The organism is Pseudogemmobacter lacusdianii, from assembly GCF_030848395.1.
In the GTDB taxonomy this organism is placed as follows: Bacteria; Pseudomonadota; Alphaproteobacteria; order Rhodobacterales; family Rhodobacteraceae; genus Pseudogemmobacter; species Pseudogemmobacter lacusdianii.
Genome location: NZ_JAVDBT010000013.1, coordinates 109,045 through 128,983 on the forward strand (window position 1 = coordinate 109,045; position 19,939 = coordinate 128,983).

21 protein-coding genes are annotated in these 19,939 nt (G+C 60.4%); 2 read left to right on the forward strand and 19 right to left on the reverse strand.

The features are described 5' to 3' along the window. The first annotated feature begins 11 nt into the window (after positions 1-11). Positions 12-782 (forward strand): amino acid ABC transporter ATP-binding protein, encoded by a 771-nt coding sequence (locus Q9295_RS13970; RefSeq protein ID WP_306681185.1) that lies wholly within the window; start codon positions 12-14, stop codon positions 780-782. Positions 783-846: 64 nt separating this feature from the next. On the opposite strand, the gene Q9295_RS13975 is transcribed toward Q9295_RS13970, so the two are convergent. From Q9295_RS13975 to argB, 3 genes are all read right to left on the reverse strand, one after another. After that, positions 847-1,350, reverse strand: a complete 504-nt coding sequence (locus Q9295_RS13975; RefSeq protein ID WP_306681186.1) for a SixA phosphatase family protein — start codon at positions 1,348-1,350, stop codon at positions 847-849. After that, complete coding sequence (locus tag Q9295_RS13980) at positions 1,347-2,012, reverse strand: ferredoxin (RefSeq protein WP_306681187.1); 666 nt, start codon at positions 2,010-2,012, stop codon at positions 1,347-1,349. Before Q9295_RS13980 ends, Q9295_RS13975 begins: the two co-directional genes overlap by 4 nt. A 127-nt stretch (positions 2,013-2,139) precedes the next feature. Further along, positions 2,140-3,018 (reverse strand): acetylglutamate kinase, encoded by an 879-nt coding sequence (gene argB / locus Q9295_RS13985; RefSeq protein WP_306681232.1) that lies wholly within the window; start codon positions 3,016-3,018, stop codon positions 2,140-2,142. 137 nt (positions 3,019-3,155) lie between these two features. On the opposite strand from argB, the gene Q9295_RS13990 reads away from it, so the two are divergent. Further along, positions 3,156-3,899, forward strand: a complete 744-nt coding sequence (locus tag Q9295_RS13990; RefSeq protein ID WP_306681188.1) for an SDR family NAD(P)-dependent oxidoreductase — start codon at positions 3,156-3,158, stop codon at positions 3,897-3,899. Between the two features lie 13 nt (positions 3,900-3,912). Here Q9295_RS13990 and Q9295_RS13995 read toward each other — a convergent pair whose 3' ends face one another. The 16 genes from Q9295_RS13995 to rplO form a co-directional block, all read right to left on the reverse strand. Continuing rightward, positions 3,913-5,556 (reverse strand): MFS transporter, encoded by a 1,644-nt coding sequence (locus tag Q9295_RS13995; RefSeq protein WP_306681189.1) that lies wholly within the window; start codon positions 5,554-5,556, stop codon positions 3,913-3,915. A gap of 79 nt (positions 5,557-5,635) precedes the next feature. After that, positions 5,636-6,286, reverse strand: a complete 651-nt coding sequence (yihA, locus tag Q9295_RS14000) for a ribosome biogenesis GTP-binding protein YihA/YsxC (RefSeq protein WP_306681190.1) — start codon at positions 6,284-6,286, stop codon at positions 5,636-5,638. Next, positions 6,283-7,038, reverse strand: a complete 756-nt coding sequence (locus tag Q9295_RS14005) for an MOSC domain-containing protein (protein ID WP_306681191.1) — start codon at positions 7,036-7,038, stop codon at positions 6,283-6,285. Before Q9295_RS14005 ends, yihA begins: the two co-directional genes overlap by 4 nt. After that, positions 7,035-8,927, reverse strand: coding sequence for a membrane protein insertase YidC (gene yidC, locus Q9295_RS14010; protein ID WP_306681192.1), 1,893 nt, complete (start codon positions 8,925-8,927; stop codon positions 7,035-7,037). The genes Q9295_RS14005 and yidC overlap by 4 nt, the downstream gene beginning before the upstream one ends. A 181-nt stretch (positions 8,928-9,108) precedes the next feature. Next, positions 9,109-10,659 carry a putative bifunctional diguanylate cyclase/phosphodiesterase gene (locus Q9295_RS14015; RefSeq protein ID WP_306681193.1) on the reverse strand — a complete coding sequence of 517 codons (1,551 nt, stop codon included), beginning with the start codon at positions 10,657-10,659 and terminating at the stop codon, positions 9,109-9,111. 79 nt (positions 10,660-10,738) lie between these two features. Beyond that, positions 10,739-11,623 carry a tRNA 2-thiocytidine(32) synthetase TtcA gene (gene ttcA / locus Q9295_RS14020; protein WP_306681194.1) on the reverse strand — a complete coding sequence of 295 codons (885 nt, stop codon included), beginning with the start codon at positions 11,621-11,623 and terminating at the stop codon, positions 10,739-10,741. Between the two features lie 69 nt (positions 11,624-11,692). Continuing rightward, the gene (locus tag Q9295_RS14025; protein WP_306681195.1) at positions 11,693-13,012 is read right to left on the reverse strand and encodes a replication-associated recombination protein A; all 1,320 of its coding nucleotides are present in this window, start codon (positions 13,010-13,012) and stop codon (positions 11,693-11,695) included. A gap of 146 nt (positions 13,013-13,158) precedes the next feature. After that, the gene (locus tag Q9295_RS14030) at positions 13,159-13,746 is read right to left on the reverse strand and encodes an acyl-homoserine-lactone synthase (RefSeq protein WP_306681196.1); all 588 of its coding nucleotides are present in this window, start codon (positions 13,744-13,746) and stop codon (positions 13,159-13,161) included. A 59-nt stretch (positions 13,747-13,805) separates the two neighbouring features. Further along, complete coding sequence (locus Q9295_RS14035; RefSeq protein ID WP_306681197.1) at positions 13,806-14,417, reverse strand: helix-turn-helix transcriptional regulator; 612 nt, start codon at positions 14,415-14,417, stop codon at positions 13,806-13,808. Positions 14,418-14,604: 187 nt separating this feature from the next. After that, positions 14,605-15,015, reverse strand: coding sequence for a 50S ribosomal protein L17 (gene rplQ / locus Q9295_RS14040; RefSeq protein ID WP_306681198.1), 411 nt, complete (start codon positions 15,013-15,015; stop codon positions 14,605-14,607). Between the two features lie 151 nt (positions 15,016-15,166). Further along, positions 15,167-16,183, reverse strand: coding sequence for a DNA-directed RNA polymerase subunit alpha (locus Q9295_RS14045; protein ID WP_306681199.1), 1,017 nt, complete (start codon positions 16,181-16,183; stop codon positions 15,167-15,169). Positions 16,184-16,302: 119 nt separating this feature from the next. Beyond that, positions 16,303-16,701 (reverse strand): 30S ribosomal protein S11, encoded by a 399-nt coding sequence (gene rpsK / locus Q9295_RS14050; RefSeq protein ID WP_306681200.1) that lies wholly within the window; start codon positions 16,699-16,701, stop codon positions 16,303-16,305. 14 nt (positions 16,702-16,715) lie between these two features. After that, positions 16,716-17,084, reverse strand: a complete 369-nt coding sequence (rpsM, locus tag Q9295_RS14055; RefSeq protein WP_306681201.1) for a 30S ribosomal protein S13 — start codon at positions 17,082-17,084, stop codon at positions 16,716-16,718. A gap of 184 nt (positions 17,085-17,268) precedes the next feature. After that, positions 17,269-17,859 carry an adenylate kinase gene (locus Q9295_RS14060; protein WP_306681202.1) on the reverse strand — a complete coding sequence of 197 codons (591 nt, stop codon included), beginning with the start codon at positions 17,857-17,859 and terminating at the stop codon, positions 17,269-17,271. A 5-nt stretch (positions 17,860-17,864) separates the two neighbouring features. Then, a complete protein-coding gene (gene secY, locus Q9295_RS14065) occupies positions 17,865-19,226 on the reverse strand; it encodes a preprotein translocase subunit SecY (RefSeq protein WP_306681203.1) in 1,362 nt (453 codons plus the stop codon). A gap of 104 nt (positions 19,227-19,330) precedes the next feature. Then, complete coding sequence (rplO, locus tag Q9295_RS14070) at positions 19,331-19,810, reverse strand: 50S ribosomal protein L15 (protein ID WP_306681204.1); 480 nt, start codon at positions 19,808-19,810, stop codon at positions 19,331-19,333. Between the last annotated feature and the right edge of the window lie 129 nt (positions 19,811-19,939).

Sequence of the window (19,939 nt, forward strand, 5' to 3'; positions counted from 1 at the left end):
GGAGCCCCCATATGACCAGTGCTAACGCCAAACTTCAGGTCTCCGACGAGGTCGCGGTCGAGATCCGCAATATGAACAAATGGTATGGCAGCTTTCATGTGCTGCGCGATATCGACATGACCGTGAACCGGGGCGAACGGATCGTGATCTGCGGCCCCTCTGGCTCGGGCAAATCCACCCTGATCCGCTGCATCAACCGGCTTGAGGAACACCAATCTGGCCAGATCATCGTCGACGGGACCGAGCTGACCTCGGACCTCAAGAACATCGACAAGGTCCGGTCCGAGGTTGGCATGGTGTTCCAACACTTCAACCTCTTCCCGCATCTCACCATCCTCGAGAACCTCACCCTCGCCCCGATCTGGGTCCGCAAAGTCCCGAAGAAAGAGGCGGAAGAGGTGGCAATGCACTACCTGCGCAAGGTGAAAATCCCCGAGCAGGCCAACAAATACCCCGGCCAGCTTTCCGGCGGCCAACAACAGCGCGTCGCCATCGCGCGCTCGCTGTGCATGAAACCCCGCATCATGCTCTTTGATGAGCCGACCTCGGCGCTTGACCCCGAGATGATCAAAGAGGTGCTCGACACGATGATCGAGTTGGCCGAAGAAGGCATGACCATGCTCTGCGTCACCCATGAGATGGGCTTTGCCCAAGCCGTCGCCAACCGGGTGATCTTCATGGACCAAGGCCAAATCGTCGAGCAGAACGAGCCGAAAGAGTTCTTCTCGAACCCGCAAAGCGAGCGCACCAAACTCTTCCTCAGCCAGATCTTGGGGCATTGAACCCAAGACAGCCACGGAAGCAAAAAGGGGCGCTCAGCGCCCCTTTTTCATCTTTTGAAGGCGTTCAAGCCGCCAATTCCCTTGGCACCACAAAGTCCAAGGTCACGGCCTGGCCAAAGCCCACTTCGGCCCAATCCTCGATGCCAAACTCCACCACCAGCGTCGCCCCGGTGGGATAGCGGCGGAAATCGGGGCTGATCGGGGTTTTCGACACCAACCGATGCGCAAATTCCGCGATGCCGGGGTTATGGCCGATCATCATCACGCAATCGGCTTTGGCTTGGCGCAGCACAGCCATCATCACATCCGGCCCCGCATGGTAAAGCGAGGGCTTCAGCTCCAGCACCGGCGCGCCGGGCAAGGCCGGCGCCACGCCAGAAAAGGTGTTGCGGGTGCGCAAAGCATCCGAGCAGAGCACCTCCTCAGGCACATAGCCCCGGCTCGCGAGCCACTGCCCCAGATCGGCCGCCGCCGCTTTGCCGCGCGCGTTCAAGGGCCGGTCGTGGTCCGCCATCAGCGGATCGTCCCAGCTGGATTTGGCATGTCGAGTGAGGATCAAGCGCTTCATTGGTGGAACTGCCCCATGTGATAGGCCGACTGTTCCGCCATCCTTGCATGGCCCCTGCTCACCGGGCAAGCGCGGCGCACAAGGCAACCGCCGGAAAGACACGCCTGCCCCGCCTCGTCCAGCCAAGCATGACAGCGCGGCACGTCATAGCCCGCGCCGGTCAGCGCCCCCGCCGGGCAAGCGCTCAGGCACGGCTTCTCAATGCAGCTGTCACAGGGTTTTGCGGCCTGCGGGAACTCCAGCGGCACCTTCAGCGCCAAAGCGCCCCGGTAGCTCACCCAAAGCCCTTGGCTCTCATGCACCAAGAGATGCACCGGGCTGTCCCAGCACCGGCCCGAGCGCAAAGCCCATTGGTAGAACGGGTGATAGGGCGGGCCGCCAAAGGGGAAATAGGCCTTGCCGCCCAGATCGCAGGCCAGCCGCCCGATCACCCGACGCGACCAGCGGTCCATCGGATTGGGCTGGCTGTCCTGCCATTCGGCGGAAGTTTTGAACGTGGGCCAGAACCCCGGCTGACGCGGGCCAATCATCACCAATGCGCGGGTGCCTGTGGGCAGCGTCTCATCCTCGCCCTCGACCGCAAAGCCGCCCATCACCTCAAGGCAATGCGGCGCCAAAAGCTGATCCAAACGCTCCAGCGTCAAAGGCGATTCGGAATCCATAGTTAACGCAAAGCTCCTACGCGGCAGGTCATGACCAAAGCCATACGTAAGCCATACCTAAAACAGACGTTGCCCATACCTCGAATTCCGGCTTTGGCGCGCCGATTAACGACGCGCCCGCAAGCACTTAGCTCGCAGACCGAGGCGTTACCCGCGGCGTGGTCGACCGGATCTGCGACCCCGCCCCGTGATCGGTGAACAGCTCCAAGAGCGCCGCATTCGGCACCTTGCCGTCAAGGATGGTCACAGCCCGCGTGCCCTGCTCGATCGCCGTCAAAGCGGTCTCGGTTTTGGGGATCATCCCGCCCGAAATCACGCCCTCAGCCGTCATCTTGCGGATCTCTTCCGGGGTGATCTGGGTCATCACCTGACCTTCGGCATTCTTCACGCCCGGCACATCGGTCATCAGAAGCAAACGGTCCGCTTTCAACGCGCCCGCAATGGCACCTGCGGCGGTATCGCCGTTCACGTTGAAGGTCTCGTTATCCTTCATGCCGGTGCCAACCGGGGCAATAACCGGAATGATTCCAGCCATATAGAGATCGCGCAGCACCTGCACATTCATCTCGACCGGACGGCCCACGAAGCCCAGCTCCGGGTCATCCGCCTCGCAGACCATCAGGTCATCATCCTTGCCCGAGATGCCCACAGCCCGGCCACCGGCATCCATAATCGCCTGCACGATGCGCTTATTCACAAGGCCCGAAAGGATCATCTCGACCACTTCGACCGTGGCCTTATCGGTCACCCTTTTGCCGCGCACGAATTCGGATTTGATGCCCAGTTTCGACAGCATCTCATTGATCATCGGCCCGCCGCCATGCACCACCACGGGATGCACGCCAACTTGGCGCATCAAGACGATGTCGCGGGCAAATTCGGCCATCGCCGCATCATCGCCCATCGCGTTGCCGCCGAATTTCACGACCACCACGGCCCCGCTAAACCGTTGAAGATACGGCAAAGCTTCCGACAACATCTTCGCTGTGTTCTGTGCGTCCTGCATGGTCAACATCTGCTGTTTCATGGGGGGCCTCCAGTCTTTAAAACCGCATAAGACTTTTGCCGCCCCCTGCCAAGACAAACTGCCGCACCTTGCCATTGCCCGCCAGAAGCTTAGCTTGCGCGCCAAAGGAGCCCGACATGGCTGATGAGACCTCTGAGCGTAAAATCCTCGTCCTAACCGGCGCCTCCCGCGGCATCGGCCACGCCACCGTGAAGCGCTTCAGCGCCGAAGGCTGGCGCGTCCTCACTTGCTCGCGCGAACCCATCGACCCGCGCTGCCCCTGGCCCGATGCCGAGGCGAACCATATCCAACTGGATCTGGCTGATCCAAACAAGACCATTGCGGCGATTGAGACGATCAAGTCCAAGATCAATGGCAAGGTCCATGCGCTTGTAAACAATGCTGGAATCAGCCCCAAAGGCCCCGGCGGCGCACGGCTCACCACGCTCGACACCGACCTGCGCACCTGGGGCCATGTCTTCCATGTGAACTTCTTCGCCAGCGTGATCTTGGCCCGTGGGCTGCAAGAAGAACTCGCCGCAGCCAAGGGCAGCGTGGTCAATGTCACCTCGATCGCAGGCTCACGCGTGCATCCCTTTGCCGGGGCGGCCTATGCCACCTCAAAGGCGGCTCTGGCGGCTTTGACCCGCGAAATGGCGCATGATTTCGGGCCCTTGGGTGTACGCGTCAATGCCATCGCCCCCGGCGAGGTCGAAACCTCGATCCTTTCCCCCGGCACGGATAAGATCGTGGAAAAGCTGCCGATGCAGCGGCTTGGCCAGCCCAAAGAGGTGGCTGACGTGATCTGGTTCCTCTGCTCAGAGCAATCGAGTTACATCTCGGGCGCCGAGATCGAGGTGAACGGCGCCCAACACGTCTAACCTTCCGGCTCGCTTAGGGAATCTGCGGATCATCTTTCGGCAAAAGCGGCAGATCATCGGTCAGCGGCACGGTCTGCCGCTCGATCATCCGGTGCACCTGCGGCCTATCGGGGCCACGGTGCAGCGCCAGCATCTGGTCGAAATTCAGCGCATCCGTCGCGGTGCGCCGCTGATTGTGCCGCAAGTATTCGGTCCATGTCGCAACGTGATAGCTTTCGACCCAGATGTCGGGCTTTTCCAGATCACGCAGCAAGGCCCATTGCCGCGCGCCATCCCGCCGCCGGATCGCCCTCAGCTCAGACATCAAGCGCAGGAAGGCGTTGGTGTGCTCGGCCGGAATATCCCAATCTATCATGACCATAATCGGCCCCGAGTTGGCCTTCAGGTCCAGCCGCAAGGCGGGTGTGTTGAAGCGATTGGCCGGGTCTAGATTTACGTCATTCAGATCCGGCATAGGCCGGATAATCCCCAGCGCCGCCCCCAAAACCAACAGCACAGCAGAACCAATCAGCGCCGCCTGAATCGAGACGTGATCGGCGACAAAGCCCCAAGCCCAAGCGCCCAAAGCCATGCCGCCAAAGGCCATCGTCTGGTAGATCGCTAAGGCGCGCCCCACCACCCAACGCGGCGTTGCGAGCTGGGTAGAGACGTTGAAATTCGACAGCGTGAGCACCCAAGCCGCGCCGCAAATCATCAGCCCCGGCACCGCTGTTAGAACCGAATGGGCCATGGACAGGGCCACGCTGCCAAGCGCAAAGCTGAGAAAGCCGCCCGCGACGATGGTCTCGATGCTCACCTTGCGGCGCAGTAAGCCGCTGAAAAACGCTCCAAAAATCGCACCAAAGCCGAAAAGGCCCAACATGGTGCCAAAGGTGATCGCGCCGCCGTCCACTTGGTCGCGCGCGACCAAGGGCAGCAGCGCCATCACCGCCACCGCCGCAATACCGAAGACGAAGGCCCGCAGCATCACCCGCGAGAGGTTCGGCGATAGGCTGACGTAGCGCAGCCCGGAAAAGATCGCGCGACCCAGTTTTTCAGCCGGAAGGCTGCGCTCTTCAATCGGGCTTTGCCAATGATAAAGCGCATAGATCACGGCCAAATAGCTGATCGCATTCAGCCCGAAGGCCACTGCCGCCCCCATGCTGGCCACAATCAGCCCGCCCAAAGCCGGCCCGACCGAGCGCATCAGGTTGAAGCTCATCGAATTAAGGGTAATGGCCGCGGGCAGATCCTCACGCGGGACCAGATCGCGCATCGAGGCCTGCCATGAGGGCAGATGCAGCGCCGCGCCTAGCCCCAATAGGAAGGTGAAGCACAACAGCGTCCAAGGGCCGAGCAGGTCCATCCAAGCCGCCACCGCCAGCGCCGCCGAGATGATGAACATGAAGGCTTGCGCGACCAGCATCACGCGGCGGCGATCGAAATTGTCGGCGATCGCCCCCGCCGCCACCGCCAGCACCATGATCGGCAAGGTGGTCGAGGCCTGCACCAAGGCCACCATCGAGGCCGAGGGCGACAGCTCGGCCATCTTCCAAGCCGCGCCAACCCCTTGAATCAATGAGCCAAGATTGGCGACCAGCGTTGCGGTCCAGATCAGCCGAAAGCTAGGGTGCCGCAGCGGCGAAAGCGGCGAGGATGAAGCAGTGTCAGCAGGCATGGCGGCTCCTTGCCGCGCGATATTGCCGCAAGGACCGCGCCGGGGCCAGAGCGAAGCGGCCCTGCCCCACAGCTTTCCGCTATTTCAGCGTCGCGATGATCGCGCGCAGGGTCTCAAGCCCCACGCCTTTCTCAGAGCTGGTGACCACGAGCTCAGGATAGGCCGCCGGGTGTTTTTGCAGCACGCCCATCACTTGAGCGATATTCGCCTCAAGCACCGCCGCACTGATCTTATCAGACTTGGTCATCACCACCTGGAAGGTCACGGCAGCGCGGTCCAAGAGCGACATGATCTCTTCATCGACGGGCTTGGCACCGTGGCGGCTGTCGATCAACACGAAAGCGCGGCGCAGGGTCGAGCGGCCTTGCAGATATTGCTTCAGCAAAGCCTGCCATTGACGCACAACGGCCACCGGGGCTTCGGCAAAGCCATAGCCCGGAAGGTCAACGAGGAAGGCTTTTTCGCCCACGGCAAAATAGTTGATCTCTTGGGTCCGGCCCGGGGTGTTCGAAGCGCGGGCCAAGTTTTTACGGCCGGTCAAGGCATTGATCAGACTAGATTTACCCACGTTTGAACGCCCGGCAAAGCAGATCTCGACACGGTCTGCCGGCGGCAGCCCCTCCATCTTGACGACGCCTTTGACGAAATCCACGGGACCGGCGAACAGAAGCCGCCCGGTCTCGCGGTCTTCATCGGTGGGCTCGGGCACCAGAGTGAAATTCATCGTCATGACAGCACCTCGACGTTTGAGCCGCGCGTGATCGCGCCGCCTTCCAGCACCACGGCGATCACGCCGAAGTCCTGCTGGCCTATATGTTTGCGCAGCGCGTCGAGCGTATCGCCCTCAACGCGCCCGGTGGCGGGATCTGCCGTGGTCGAGCGGCAGCGTGGCACCAATTCGCGAACCTCCAAGAGCGCCTCACCCATCCGCAAGCGCTTGCCGATCCACGACATTTCCGCCCAAGGCGCGAGACCTTCGAGCCAGAAATTGGCGCGCCAGCGGTGGATGGAGAGCTCCATCCCCATATAGCGCCCCAGATCGGCGTTGGAGGCCAGGTTCATCAGCGACACCGAAGGGTAATCGGTGTCGGTCATCGCATGACCGGGTGCCGAGACCAAAGCCGTGGGGCGGAAGCGCTCGGTCGGGCTGATCGGCGCCAGCCATTCGATGAACTTCGGGCCTTCGGTCGCGGGCGAAAAGGTCAGATCCGGCAGTTCGGGGTGCTGAACCTGCATCAGCCCCGTCGCCTCATCATAGCGCGAGGTGATCGCCATCACCGCCGTGGTGCGCGCGCCGCGCTGAAAATGGCCGCAGGGCGTCCATGCAGGCGCTGCGGGGTCGAATTTCGACAACTCATGCGCCACCGCCCAATGCCGATCAAGCGGCATTGGCCCACCCGCCGAAAGCACAACGGACGCGAGTTCCTCGCGTCCGTGAGCCTTGATCGGATGGCGGAAAATATGGGCCGTTTGGGCCGTCATTTCTTCCCCTTTTTCGCCGAACCCGTGGGTTTAACGGGCAGGTTCGCGGCCTTCGCCTCCGCTTTGGCCTTTTTGGCCGAGCGGATGTTATCGAAGATGTCGGGCCGTTTTCCGTGGCTCCACATGATCAAATATTGCTGCGTGAAGGTGATCACGTTGTTGGTGATCCAGTAGACGACCAGACCCGAAGCGAAACCGCCCAGCATGAACATGAAGACCCAAGGCATCCAAGCGAACACTTGTTGCTGCACCGGATCGGTGGGCGCCGGGTTCAGCTTTTGCTGCAGCCACATGGTGATACCCAGAAGGATCGGCAGCACACCAATGAAGATCATATGGGTGAGCGAGCCGGTAACCGGGGCATCCCAAGGCAAAAGGCCAAAGAAGTTGTAAAGCGACGAGGCATCGGGCGCTGCAAGGTCATTCAGCCAGCCGAAGAACGGCGCGTGGCGCAGTTCGAGCGTGACGAAGATAACCTTGTAAAGGCTGAAGAAGATCGGGATCTGGATCAGGATCGGCAGACAGCCGGCCGCCGGATTGACCTTCTTGTCGCGATACAGCTGCATCATCTCTTTTTGCAGCTTTTGGCGGTCGTCTCCGGCGCGCTCTTTGATCGCCTCCATCTCGGGCTGCAACTCTTTCATGCGCGCCATCGAGACATAGGATTTGTACGACAGCGGCAGCACGATCAGCTTCAGCACGAAAGTCAGCGCGATGATCGCCAGACCCATATTGCCGATCAGCCCATGCAACCAGTGCAGCATCGCGAAGATCGGCTTCGTGAGGAAGGCGAACCAGCCCCAGTCGATCGATTCAATGAAGCCCGGGATCGGCGCGGCAGCCGTTTGCTCAGTGCCAAAGGCACGATCAAGGAAACCGGGCTGATTCTCATAGGCGCGAATCGTCGCCCATTCTTTAGCACCCGCAAAGAAGCGCGAGCTGGTTTCAGCCGTGGCACCTGCGGCAACCGTCATCACCGGCTGGCGAATCTCGGTTTGGTAAACGTTTTGCGCGGCGGCATATTTCACCACTTGGGTGTGGGCTTTGCCCTGCTCGGGCACCTGCACCGCCATCCAGTAATGGTCGGTGAAGCCCAGCCAACCATCAACGGTCGCCTCGATTTTCTCCGCAGCCGAGTTTTCCTCGGCAATGATCGGGAATTCCTCAAGATCGCTGTAGTCGAGTTCGGAGAGCACGCCATCGGCGCGGCCAACCACACCTTCATGCAAGATGAAGAAGTTGCGCAGATCATTCGGCACGCCATGACGGCGGATCTGGCCATAGGGTTGCAGTGTCACCGGCGCGCCGCTGGCATTGGTCACGGCATCGGTAACGGTGAACATGAATTTGTCATCGACCGCGATCTGGCGGGTGAAGGTCAGGCCCTTGCCATTGTCCCAGCTCAGCGACACCGGGCTGTCGGTGCGCAGCGGAGCGGTGCCATTGATCTGCCATTCGGTATTCGGACCGGGGACATCGCCCTGAGACAGGCCCGGGCCGGGGGCCCAGCCGTAAATGGCATAGAATGCATCATTCTGACCCGCCGGCGACAACAGCGTCACATCGGGCGAGCCCGGCTCGATGGTCTCATGATACTGCTTCAAGCGCAGATCATCAAAGCGCGCGCCGCGCATGTTGATCGAGCCATCCAGCTCATCGGTGTCAATCGCGAGCCGCGCGGCTTCGGGCAGGTTCGCGCTCTCAGCAGGCTCGGCCCCAGTCGCAACTGTGCCAACGGCGGGCGGCAACGCCGCCTGCCCTTCGGCCGTGACCGGCGTTGTGGGTGCGGGCGCAGGCTCTGGCGGTGGGAACAGGACCATCCAAACCGAGATGACCAGCATGCTGAGCACCATAGCAAGGATGAGGTTCTTGTTGTTTTGACCGTCCATCAAGTCCACCGAATTCCAGAAAGGATCAGCGGTGCTTGAACAGAAGGGGGCGGCAAAGGTCAAGTGGTTTCGCCGCTTAAGGCCATATGCCCTTGGGGTCGGAGCGTCAAAACCTGCAGCTTTTGGCCGCTCATCACCGCAGCTTTGCCCTCAGGCGCAACTGCCGCGCAGTCCATTGCGTCTAGCGCGGGCTGCGCACCCCAATTTTAGGAATTTGACCGGGGCGGGCATTGTGGCGCGCGATCCAAGCTGTCACTTCGTCCAAGGGCATTGGACGCGCTACGGCATAGCCTTGAACATGGCCGCAACCAAGCTGCGCCAGCATGGCATGCTCGGGCGCGGTCTCGACCCCTTCGGCAAGTGTTTGCAGCCCCAAACGCTCGGCCAAAGAAAGGATCGCCGCCACCATTTTTTGCTGTTCCCGGTCCTGATCCACCTTTGTGACAAAGCTGCGATCAATCTTCAGCCTTCGGACGGCAAAGCGCCGGATCGTGGTGATCGAGGCATGGCCAGTGCCAAAATCATCCAGGTCAATGCCACAGCCCATTGCCGCCAAAGCCGCAATATTGGCAACCACGACGTCCTGCGCCGAGCCAGCGATGACCGTCTCGAGAATCTCAATGGTCAACCGGTCGGCTGTCAGCTCAAAGCGGTCCAACTCCCACTTGAGACGATCAGGCAGGCGCGGGTTGCGCAATTCGGAAGCTGCGAAGTTGACCGAGACGCAGGGCACCCGAAGGCTACGTCGGTCCCATTCTGCCAAAGCTGAAAGCGCGTGAAACAGCATCACCTCACCTAAGCGCTCCGTCAGATGGCAGCTTTCGACAGCGGGCAGAAATTCGGCCGGGGCAAGACAGCCACGCTCGGGGTGGTGCCAGCGCGCCAATGCCTCCATGCCCGAAATCTTGCCCGTATCCGTACATATCTGCGGCTGAAACTGCGGTCGGATCTCATCGTTATCGAAGGCCGCTTCGATCTGGTCACGCATCGCATCACGCATGGCCAATTGGCTGGCCATTTCTGGTGCATAAGCGCGGATCGCACCGCCGCCTTGGCGGCCCGCCTCATCCGCCGCGAGTTGTGCAGCCTCAAGCAGCGAGGGGCCGGTCATCTCGGCCGAGCGGCCAGCGATACAAAAGCCAATTGATGCCGTGACATAGATCTGTGTCGCACCAAGCGAGATGGGGGCAGAGATCGCCTCTTGTAGGCGACCACAAAGTTGCACCAAGGCCTCAAGGTCCAGCCGCTTGACCGGCGCCAAGATGATAGCAAAACCTTCGCCCTGCAAAGGCGCGACCAAATCCCCCCGGCGCAAAGCCCCGGCCAGTCGGTCCTGCGTGCGCGCAAGCACGTCAGCACAGGCCGAGCGACCGTGACGTTCAAGGAGTTGCTCCCAACCGTCAAACTGCACCACCAAACAGGCGCTGTGTTGCCCCGTTTCGTTCAGTTGCGGCAAAAAGCCGTCGAGCATTGCCAGCGCGCGGCGCAGGCTTGGCCCCTCGCCACCATCCTGTTTGGCCCAACTCTCCTCCCGCCAATCTCGGTCCGCCTGCGCGGTCAGGGCGAACATCAAAGGCAAGCCAAGGGCCAGCAACAACAGCACGCTTTCCCCGCCAAGCCAGAAGCCAGCCAGAGTGATCGCGGGCAGGAATACCAAGAATTCCGGACGGCGCACCCAAGCCAAAAGGCGCATCAGCCGCAGGGGAAATGAAAGGGCCGTGGGCCGCAGCATGGGCAATCCTTTTCCGATGCCGCGGGCGTTTGCCCGCAGCTGTCGGGCCCATTAGAGGCGCAAAGGTTTACCGTCTTCGTTAATCCGGCAGAATTAATTGCTTAGGATTTTCATTAAGCTGATCGGATTTCGGCCCTGCGCCACCCAGCATGAGCTGCGCAAAGTCGAAAAGGCTGGGGTCGGCAAGGTGCGAGGGGCGCACATTCATCAGGGCGCGGAACATCACTTGCCGCCGGCCGGGGCTGCGCTTTTCCCACTCATCAATGAGCGATTTGACCTGCGCGCGCTGCAACCCCTCTTGGCTGCCGCAAAGATCGCATGGGATGATCGGATAGTTCATCGCCCGGGCAAAACGGTCGCAATCCGCCTCGGCCACAAAGGCCAAAGGTCGGCAGAGGAACAGATCCCCCTCTTCATTCACCAATTTCGGCGGCATCGAGGCCAGACGGCCACCGTGGAAGAGATTCATGAAGAAAGTCTCAAGAATATCATCACGGTGATGGCCCAAAACCACGGTCGAGCACCCCTCTTCGCGCGCAATCCGGTAAAGATTGCCGCGCCGCAACCGCGAACACAGGCTGCACATCGTGCCACCCGGTTTGATCTTCGAGGTCACCACCGAATAAGTGTCTTGATATTCGATGCGATGCTCCACCCCCATCCGGGTGAGGAACTCAGGGAGCACCGTCGCCGGGAAGCCGGGCTGGCCTTGGTCAAGGTTGCAGGCCAAAAGATCAACCGGCAGAAGCCCACGCCATTTCAGCTCGGTCAGGACAGCCAGCAAGGTATAGCTGTCCTTGCCGCCCGAAAGGCAGACCAGCCAGCGGTCGCCGGGCTTGACCATGCCGTAAGTCTCAATCGCCTCGCGCACGTTCTGCACCAGCCGCTTGCGCAGCTTTTTGAACTCGGTCGAGGCGGGAGCGCCGTGAAACAGCGGGTGGATGTCGTCGAGATCGTCGAGCATGGGGCCTCCTTGCTGGGGGCGCGATGCCATGAAGCGGGGCGGCGGTCAAGAAAACCACCGCGACAGGGATTAGCCCCCCTGCCGCTTGACCCGCAACTTGGCAAAATAATCGACCCTTTTGCGCAGTTCCCGCTCGAACCCGCGTTCGGGCGGGGCGTAGAACACGGGGCGCTTCATGCCTTCAGGGAAGTAATCTTGGCCCGAGAAGCCATCCTCGGCATCATGATCATAGGCATAGCCCGCACCATAGCCGACATCCTTCATCAGGCGCGTTGGCGCGTTTAGGATGTGGCGCGGCGGCATCTGGCTGCCGGTCTCACGCGCGGCGGCGCGGGCGGCTTTATAGGCGACATAGACGCCATTGGATTTGGGGGCCAAAGCCAAATAAACCACCGCATTGGCCAAAGCCAGTTCCCCTTCTGGAGAGCCAAGTCGCTCATAGGTCTGCCAGCACGCCAAACAAACATCATGCGCTTGCGGATCGGCGAGGCCGATATCCTCAACCGCCATGCGGGTCAGGCGGCGGGCAAGAAAGCGCGGATCCTCTCCGCCTTCCAGCATGCGGCAGAACCAGTAAAGGGCGGCATCGGGGTCTGAACCGCGCACGGATTTATGCAAGGCAGAGATGAGGTTATAATGCTCATCCCCCGATTTGTCGTAACGCGCGGCGCGGCGCATCAGGCGTTTTGACAGCTCATCACGGCTAAGCGGATGGTCGGTCTTCCAAGCGGCCGCTTGCTCAATCAGGTTCAAAAGCGCGCGGCCATCGCCGTCGGCCATCTCAAGCATTGCCTCGCGCGCCTCGCCCTTCAACGGCAAGGCACGGCCCAGCTCTTTCTCGGCCCGCTGCGCCATAAGCTCAAGATCCACAAGCGAGAGCCGCTCAAGGATGATCACCTGCGCGCGGCTGAGGAGAGCCGCGTTCAGCTCAAAGCTGGGGTTTTCGGTGGTCGCGCCGACAAGGAGAATGGTGCCATCCTCCATATGCGGCAAGAAGCCGTCCTGCTGGGCTTTATTGAAACGGTGAATCTCATCGACGAAAAGAAGCGTCCCCTGCCCGTTCTGGCGTCGGATGCGGGCGGACTCGAAGACCTTCTTCAGGTCCGGCACCCCAGTGAAGATTGCCGAGATTTGCACGAAGGCGAGATCGGTCTCGGCTGCCAAGAGCCGGGCGATCGTGGTCTTGCCGACCCCGGGTGGCCCCCAGAGGATGAGCGAGGATAAGGACTTCGCCGCCAGCATGGCCCCCAAAGGCCCTTCGGGCGAGAGCACATGGCTTTGGCCGATCACCTCAGACAGGCGGCGCGGTCGCAGGCGGTCCGCCAAAGGGCGAGGCCCGGCAGCAGCGGCATTGGGATCACGGGTGGAGGTGTCAAAAAGGTCGGCCATGTTGCCAGTCTAAGGCGGCGGCGCAGAATGGGGAAGCGGCCAAACGGCGGGCAGGCCACCGTGACATTGGTTAGCGGCGTGCAAGCCACCCACCGCGATCAGGGCGGGCTCTCCGTCGAGGGAGAGCCCAGAAGAAGATCAAATCGTTAGTGCAGACGCGTCGCCATCGAGATCGACACGCAGACCGAGCGCATGCCGCCGGTGTCCATCACCGGACCCACTGGCACACAGTCCAGACCGACGCGGCGCGCCAAACGCGGGCTATGCTCGGGGATGATGCCCAAAAGCGAGGTCGCACCCAGATTGCGGGCCGAAATCACCATCTCGCGGATCAACTGCATCTGCACGCGCAGCCGTTCATCCGCGGGCACGTCATCGGATACAAACACCCGGCTCGATTCCCAGATATAGGGGTCTACGGGCGCTTCAAAGCTAAGCAGATCCTTCGGGATCGTCTCCAAAAGGCCCAACTGTGCATCACGGATCATATAGCTGTAGATGCCACAGCGATGCGTCGTGGGCGTCAAACGCACGCCGGCCTTGACCTCACCGCCCTCATGCACCGCGACCCACCGGCTGGCCGGCGTGTCATACTGGTCGAACTCCATACCATTGGCCTGTGGCAAGTCCCACTTATTGTGCTGAATGAATGTCCGGTGCCTTGCTCGGAACATATTCGCGAAAAGCTGCCCGTGATTGTGCAGGTTTTCAAACGAAAGTGTGGTTGCCTCCATTGGTCTTCTCCTTCTTGGGCCCTGGCAGAACCTGTGTGAAGGGACCGACACTCGTAGGGTCACAGCGGGCGGTAGTCTCGGGCTTTTTTATCGGCATCTGTCGTCGAACGCGCTTCACGCTTGTAGCGCGCTGAGTTGAGCCGCGCCTTGAAGGCGCTTTCCGTAATGCCAAGTCTTACTGCTGCGGACGAGTTTCGGTCCCCATTTGCAACGTATTGCAACGCTTCGATCTGTGCTCGGGTCAAGTCCGAGGACGGCTTCGCTTCGATGTGCAATCGGATCGTTATTTCTTTCAACTCGGCCAATTCGGCGTCACTGAACTCACGGTCGGAACGCGACACGCCAACGATAGAGCGCGAGGTGATCGGACCGTAGGAGGACACCGCGCCATAGTTGAGCCCATGCGCAGCAGCCTTTTTCATCACGCCGAACGGATCCGGCAGCGGGATCGCGCTCCAGCGCGTCGTCCCTTCAACGCCCACCCCCCAGAAGACCAAAGGGTCACGGAGATAGTAGGAATGGGCGTTGTAATATTCGACCCAAGCCTCGGGGTATGAGCTTTTGTAGATCATAGGTGTGGCAAAGCGGATGTGCAGCCCGACGTTGTAGCCCATCGGGGCTAAGCTATCGAGCCGATCCAGCAGTACAGCCAAGACCTTACGTTCCGACATGAAACCTCTGATCGGACAATACCGATTCTACCGCTGATTGATCTTGCGGCTCATAGAGCCAACTTCAAGAGATAAAGAAAAATAATCCCAACGGGTTGCGCCAATCGATCAGATTTTAGGCACTGCAAACAAAAAGGCCCACCTGTCGGTGGGCCTTTTCTAACGCGGGATCCTTAAGAGTAAAGGATCAATCCTCGGCGGCTTCCAAGCGTGCCAGATCTGCAGCACCTTTGGCCGCCGGATCACGGTCAACGAACTCGATGATCGCCATCGGAGCCATATCGCCATAACGGAAACCGGCTTTCAGGATGCGGACGTAGCCACCCTGACGGTCCTTGTAGCGCGGGCCGAGGATCTCAAAGAGACGGGCAACGTGCTTGTCTTGTTTCAGCTGAGCGTCAGCTTGACGGCGGGCGTGCAGGTCGCCGCGCTTGGCCAAGGTGATCAGTTTCTCAACGATCGGACGGAGTTCTTTGGCTTTCGGCAGAGTGGTTTTGATCTGCTCATGCTCGATCAACGAGCCAGCCATGTTCGCCCAGAGTGCCTTGCGGTGCTCATGGGTGCGGTTCAGTTTACGGTAGCCACTGGAGTGACGCATGTTTTAGCTCCTAACTTCGTTTTGCTTTGTCCGGCAGAGCCTACGTTCGGCCCCACTCACCTTGGGCGTATCGCCATTCTTCCCCGGTCTACCCGGGCATTTGCCGGGGCAGAGCTATCGCCCTGCCCCGAAAGTCTCAAGACCTAATCGCTTAGAATTGGTCTTCGAAGCGCTTGGCCAGATCTTCGATGTTCTCCGGCGGCCAGTCCTCGACATCCATGCCAAGGTGCAGACCCATGCCCGAGAGCACTTCTTTGATCTCGTTCAGCGACTTGCGACCGAAGTTCGGGGTGCGGAGCATCTCGGCTTCGGTTTTCTGGATCAGGTCGCCGATATAGACGATGTTGTCGTTCTTCAGGCAGTTGGCCGAACGCACCGACAGTTCCAGCTCGTCCACTTTCTTCAGCAGAAGCGGGTTGAACTCGAGGCCAGCGTCCAGCTCTTGCTTGCCAGCTTGCTCGGGCTCTTCGAAGTTGACGAAGATCGAGAGTTGGTCTTGCAGAATGCGCGCAGCGTAAGCCACCGCGTCATCCGGCGTCAGCGAGCCGTCGGTTTCGACTTTCATCGTCAGCTTGTCATAGTCCAGCACTTGGCCCTCACGGGTCGGCTGCACTTCGTAGCTGACTTTTTTCACCGGCGAGTAGATCGCATCGATCGGGATCAGACCGATCGGCGCATCCTCGGGGCGGTTCTTATCGGCCGAAACATAGCCTTTGCCGGTGGCAACGGTCAGTTCCATGAACACATCGGCGCCATCGTCGAGGTGGCAGATGACATGCTCTTTGTTCAAAACTTCGATGCCGTTCGATTCGGAGATGTCACCCGCGGTGACAACGCCCGGACCTTTGGCCGAGATCGAGAGGCGCTTCGGCCCTTCGACTTCCATTTTGATCGAGACGCCTTTGAGGTTCAGCACGATGTCGGTGACGTCCTCACGCACACCAGCCACCGAGGAGAACTCGTGCAGGACGTTGTCGATCTGGATCGAGGTGATGGCAGCGCCTTGCAGCGAGGACATCAGCACCCGGCGCAGGGCGTTGCCCAGCGTCAGACCAAAGCCACGCTCCAGCGGCTCTGCGATGACCGTCGCCACGCGGGACGCATCAGCGCCCGGCTTAACGACCAAAGTCGTCGGCTTAATCAGTTCTTGCCAGTTCTTGTGGATCATGCTGTCGCCTCCATTCTTGCCGCCAGTCCCATGGTCCGAAGGACAGGGGCGCCCGAGGGTCTTTCAAACGCAGAAACCGGGCTGCGCGAAAAGCGCAGCCCGGCAGTAGTTTCGCCAGATTAGACGCGGCGACGTTTCGGCGGACGGCAGCCGTTGTGGGCCAGCGGCGTCACGTCGCGGATCGAGGTGATGTTGAAGCCAACAGCGGCCAGCGCGCGGAGCGCCGATTCGCGGCCCGAACCCGGACCTTGGACTTCGACTTCCAGCGTCTTCACGCCATGTTCCTGAGCCTTACGGCCAGCGTCTTCAGCGGCCATCTGGGCAGCGTAAGGGGTCGATTTACGCGAACCCTTGAAGCCCATGGTGCCAGCCGACGACCAGGAGATTGCGTTGCCCTGAACGTCAGAGATCAGGATCTTGGTGTTGTTGAACGAAGAGTTCACATGTGCAACGCCCGAGGCGATGTTTTTGCGCTCTTTACGTTTGCCGCCACGAGCGGCTTTCGGATCACGTGCCATTCTTAGCGCTCCCCTTACTTCTTCTTACCAGCGATGGCCTTTGCGGGGCCTTTGCGGGTGCGAGCGTTGGTGTGGGTGCGCTGACCGCGGACCGGGAGGCCCTTACGGTGACGCAGGCCGCGGTAGCAGCCGAGGTCCATCAGACGCTTGATGTTCATGGTGACTTCACGGCGCAGGTCACCTTCAACGGTGAAGTTTGCGTCGATGAATTCGCGGATCGCCAGCACTTCAGCATCGGTCAACTGGTTGACGCGACGGGTGGTGTCGATGTTCAGCGCTTCACAGATCTGGCCAGCAGCTTGCGGGCCGATGCCGTGGATATACTGCAAAGAGATAGGGACCCGTTTCTGGGTCGGGATGTTAACGCCAGCAATACGTGCCATGCGTGCCTTCCTTCCGGTTGCGACTCCGTAGCGCCAGAGCCTTTTTTCACAACTGCACGCGACGACGAAGCCGCGAACAACGATCTTCCCCAAACGCTGGGAAACCAAGGCATGGGCGATTCCATGCCGAGACATTGCGCATTAAGGGGATTCCCGCAGCCCGTCAAGGGCAGCGGGAGGAGTTTCACTTGCTGTCAAGAACTTTCGCGATCTCGGCTGCAACAGCATCCATCGCCGCCATGCCGTCAACCTGCGACAGGCCGCCTTTGGCGTAGTAGTAGCCCAAGAGCGGCGCGGTCTTTTTGTAGTATTCTTGCAGACGATCCGCAAAGACGGTGGGGTTGTCATCGCGGCGCACCGGCTGACCGGCAGCAGCAGCCTCTTCGGCGCGGCGCACGATACGGCCAACCAAAGCCGCATCATCCACCACCAGCTCAATCACGGCATCCAGCGCCTGACCTTTGGCAGCCAAGAGCGCGGCCAAAGCATCAGCCTGTGGCAAGGTCCGGGGGAAGCCGTCAAAGATGAAGCCCCCTTCCGAACCTTGATCCAGTTTCTCAGCGATCAGACCGATCACGATCTCATCGGTGACCAACTGGCCCGCATCCATGATGGCGGCAACTTTGTTGCCCATCTCGGTGCCGGAGGTTTTGGCCGCCCGCAGCATGTCGCCCGTCGAGAGCTGAACCATACCGCGGGTGTCTTCCAGTCGTTTGGCTTGGGTGCCTTTGCCTGCGCCGGGCGGCCCAAGCAGAATGATGTTCTTAGCAGTCATATCCCTCAACGCCTTGCCGGTGCCTTAGCTGCCCCGCTACGACGTTTGCCGCGCAGTTGGCTCTTCTCAATCAGCCCTTCGTATTGATGGGCCAACATGTGCGATTGCACTTGGTTGATCGTATCCATCGTTACCGAAACCACAATCAAAACCGAAGTGCCGCCGAAGTAGAAAGGCACGCCGACATTCGCGATCAGAACCTCTGGCAGCAAGCAGACCGCCACCAGATAGGCCGAACCGAGCACCAAGATGCGGTCGACAACATAGTTCAGATAGTCCTCGGTCTTCTTGCCCGGGCGGATGCCGGGAATGAAGCCGTTCTGATTCTTCAGGTTCTCGGCCACCTCGTCGACCTTGAACGAGACGTTCGAGGTGTAGAAATAGCTGAAGAAGGCAATCAGGATCGCCAGCACAAGCATGTGCAGCGGCTGGCCATTGCCAAGATAGGCGCTGATCCAAGACAACACCGGATTGGTGTTATTGCCCGAGAAGGTGCCAATGGTGGCCGGCAGCAGAAGGATCGACGAGGCGAAGATCGCCGGGATAACGCCCGCGGGGTTCACCTTGATCGGCAGATGCGACGAGCCGCCGTCATAGACCTTCATGCCCACCTGACGGCGGGGATATTGGATGTGGATCTTGCGCAGAGCGCGCTCCATGAACACCACGAAGGTGATCACGGCAATAACCATGACCAAGATCCCGATGATGACCGGAGCCGACAACACGCCCGAGCGGCCTTGCGCAAAGAATTGCGCCAAAGCGGCGGGAATCTCTGCGACGATACCGACGAAGATGATCAGCGAGATACCGTTGCCGATGCCGCGTGCGGTGATCTGCTCACCCAGCCACATCAAGAACATGGTGCCGCCAACCAGCGTGATCACGCAAGATGCGATGAAGAAGAAGCCCGGATCATGCGCGAGATCCCCGGCTTGGATCGAAACAGCAATCCCGTAGGCTTGGAAGATCGCCAGCGCCACGGTGCCGTAGCGGGTGTATTGGCTTAACTTCTTACGGCCCTGCTCGCCTTCTTTGCGAAGGTTCTGCCAAGGGCCATACATCGTGGCGACAAGCTGCACGATGATCGAGGCCGAGATATAGGGCATAATGCCAAGGGCAAAAATGCCCATCCGGCTGATCGCGCCGCCCGTGAACATGTTGAGCATGCCGCCAAGACCTTGGCCGGCGCTCTGCATGAACTCGCGCAGGGCAGTGCCGTCGATCCCCGGCACCGGGATATAGGTGCCCAAGCGGTAGACGATCAGCAAGCCGATCGTGAAGAAGATGCGTTGACGAAGATCGGTCGCCTTGCCGAGCGCACCCCAAGAGAGGTTCGCTGCCATCTGTTCTGCGGCGGATGCCATGTGCTGCCCTTTTCATGGACAACGCCGCCGGAACCGTCTTCCGGTCCGGCGGCGCTGGAAAACCGTCATTTGTGTAAGCGGCTTTCCAGCCGCTCACAACCCGCTTATTCAGCGGCGGCTTCTGCCTTTGCCGAAACCGTGATCTTGCCGCCAGCTTTTTCGATCGCTTCGATCGCCGAAGCCGATGCGCCGGTCACAGTCAGGTTGATTTTCGAGGTGATCGCGCCTTTGGCAAGAACGCGGATACCGTCGTGCTTGCTTTTGGTCAGACCCGAAGCCACCAGGATATCCTCGGTGATTTCCACCGATGCGTCCAGACGACCAGCTTCGATGAATTTCTCGATCAGGCCCAGGTTCACAACAGCGAATTCCAAACGGTTCGGCTTCGAGAAGCCGCGCTTGGGCAGACGCCGGTAGAGCGGCATTTGGCCGCCTTCGTAACCACCAATGGCCACACCCGAACGGGATTTCTGACCTTTGATACCGCGACCAGCGGTTTTACCTTTGCCCGAGCCCGGGCCGCGTGCAACGCGCTTTTGCTTTTTGGCAGCGCCGTCGTTGTCGCGAAGTTCATGCAGTTTCATGTCGCATCTCCTGGCCGGAAAGACCCCCCTGCGACGGATGGGGCCAACTCGGCATATATAATGATTCCATGGCCCACGAGGAGCCACAGGGCGCCTCTACACGCTCGCCCCGCCAAGATCAAGCGCGCA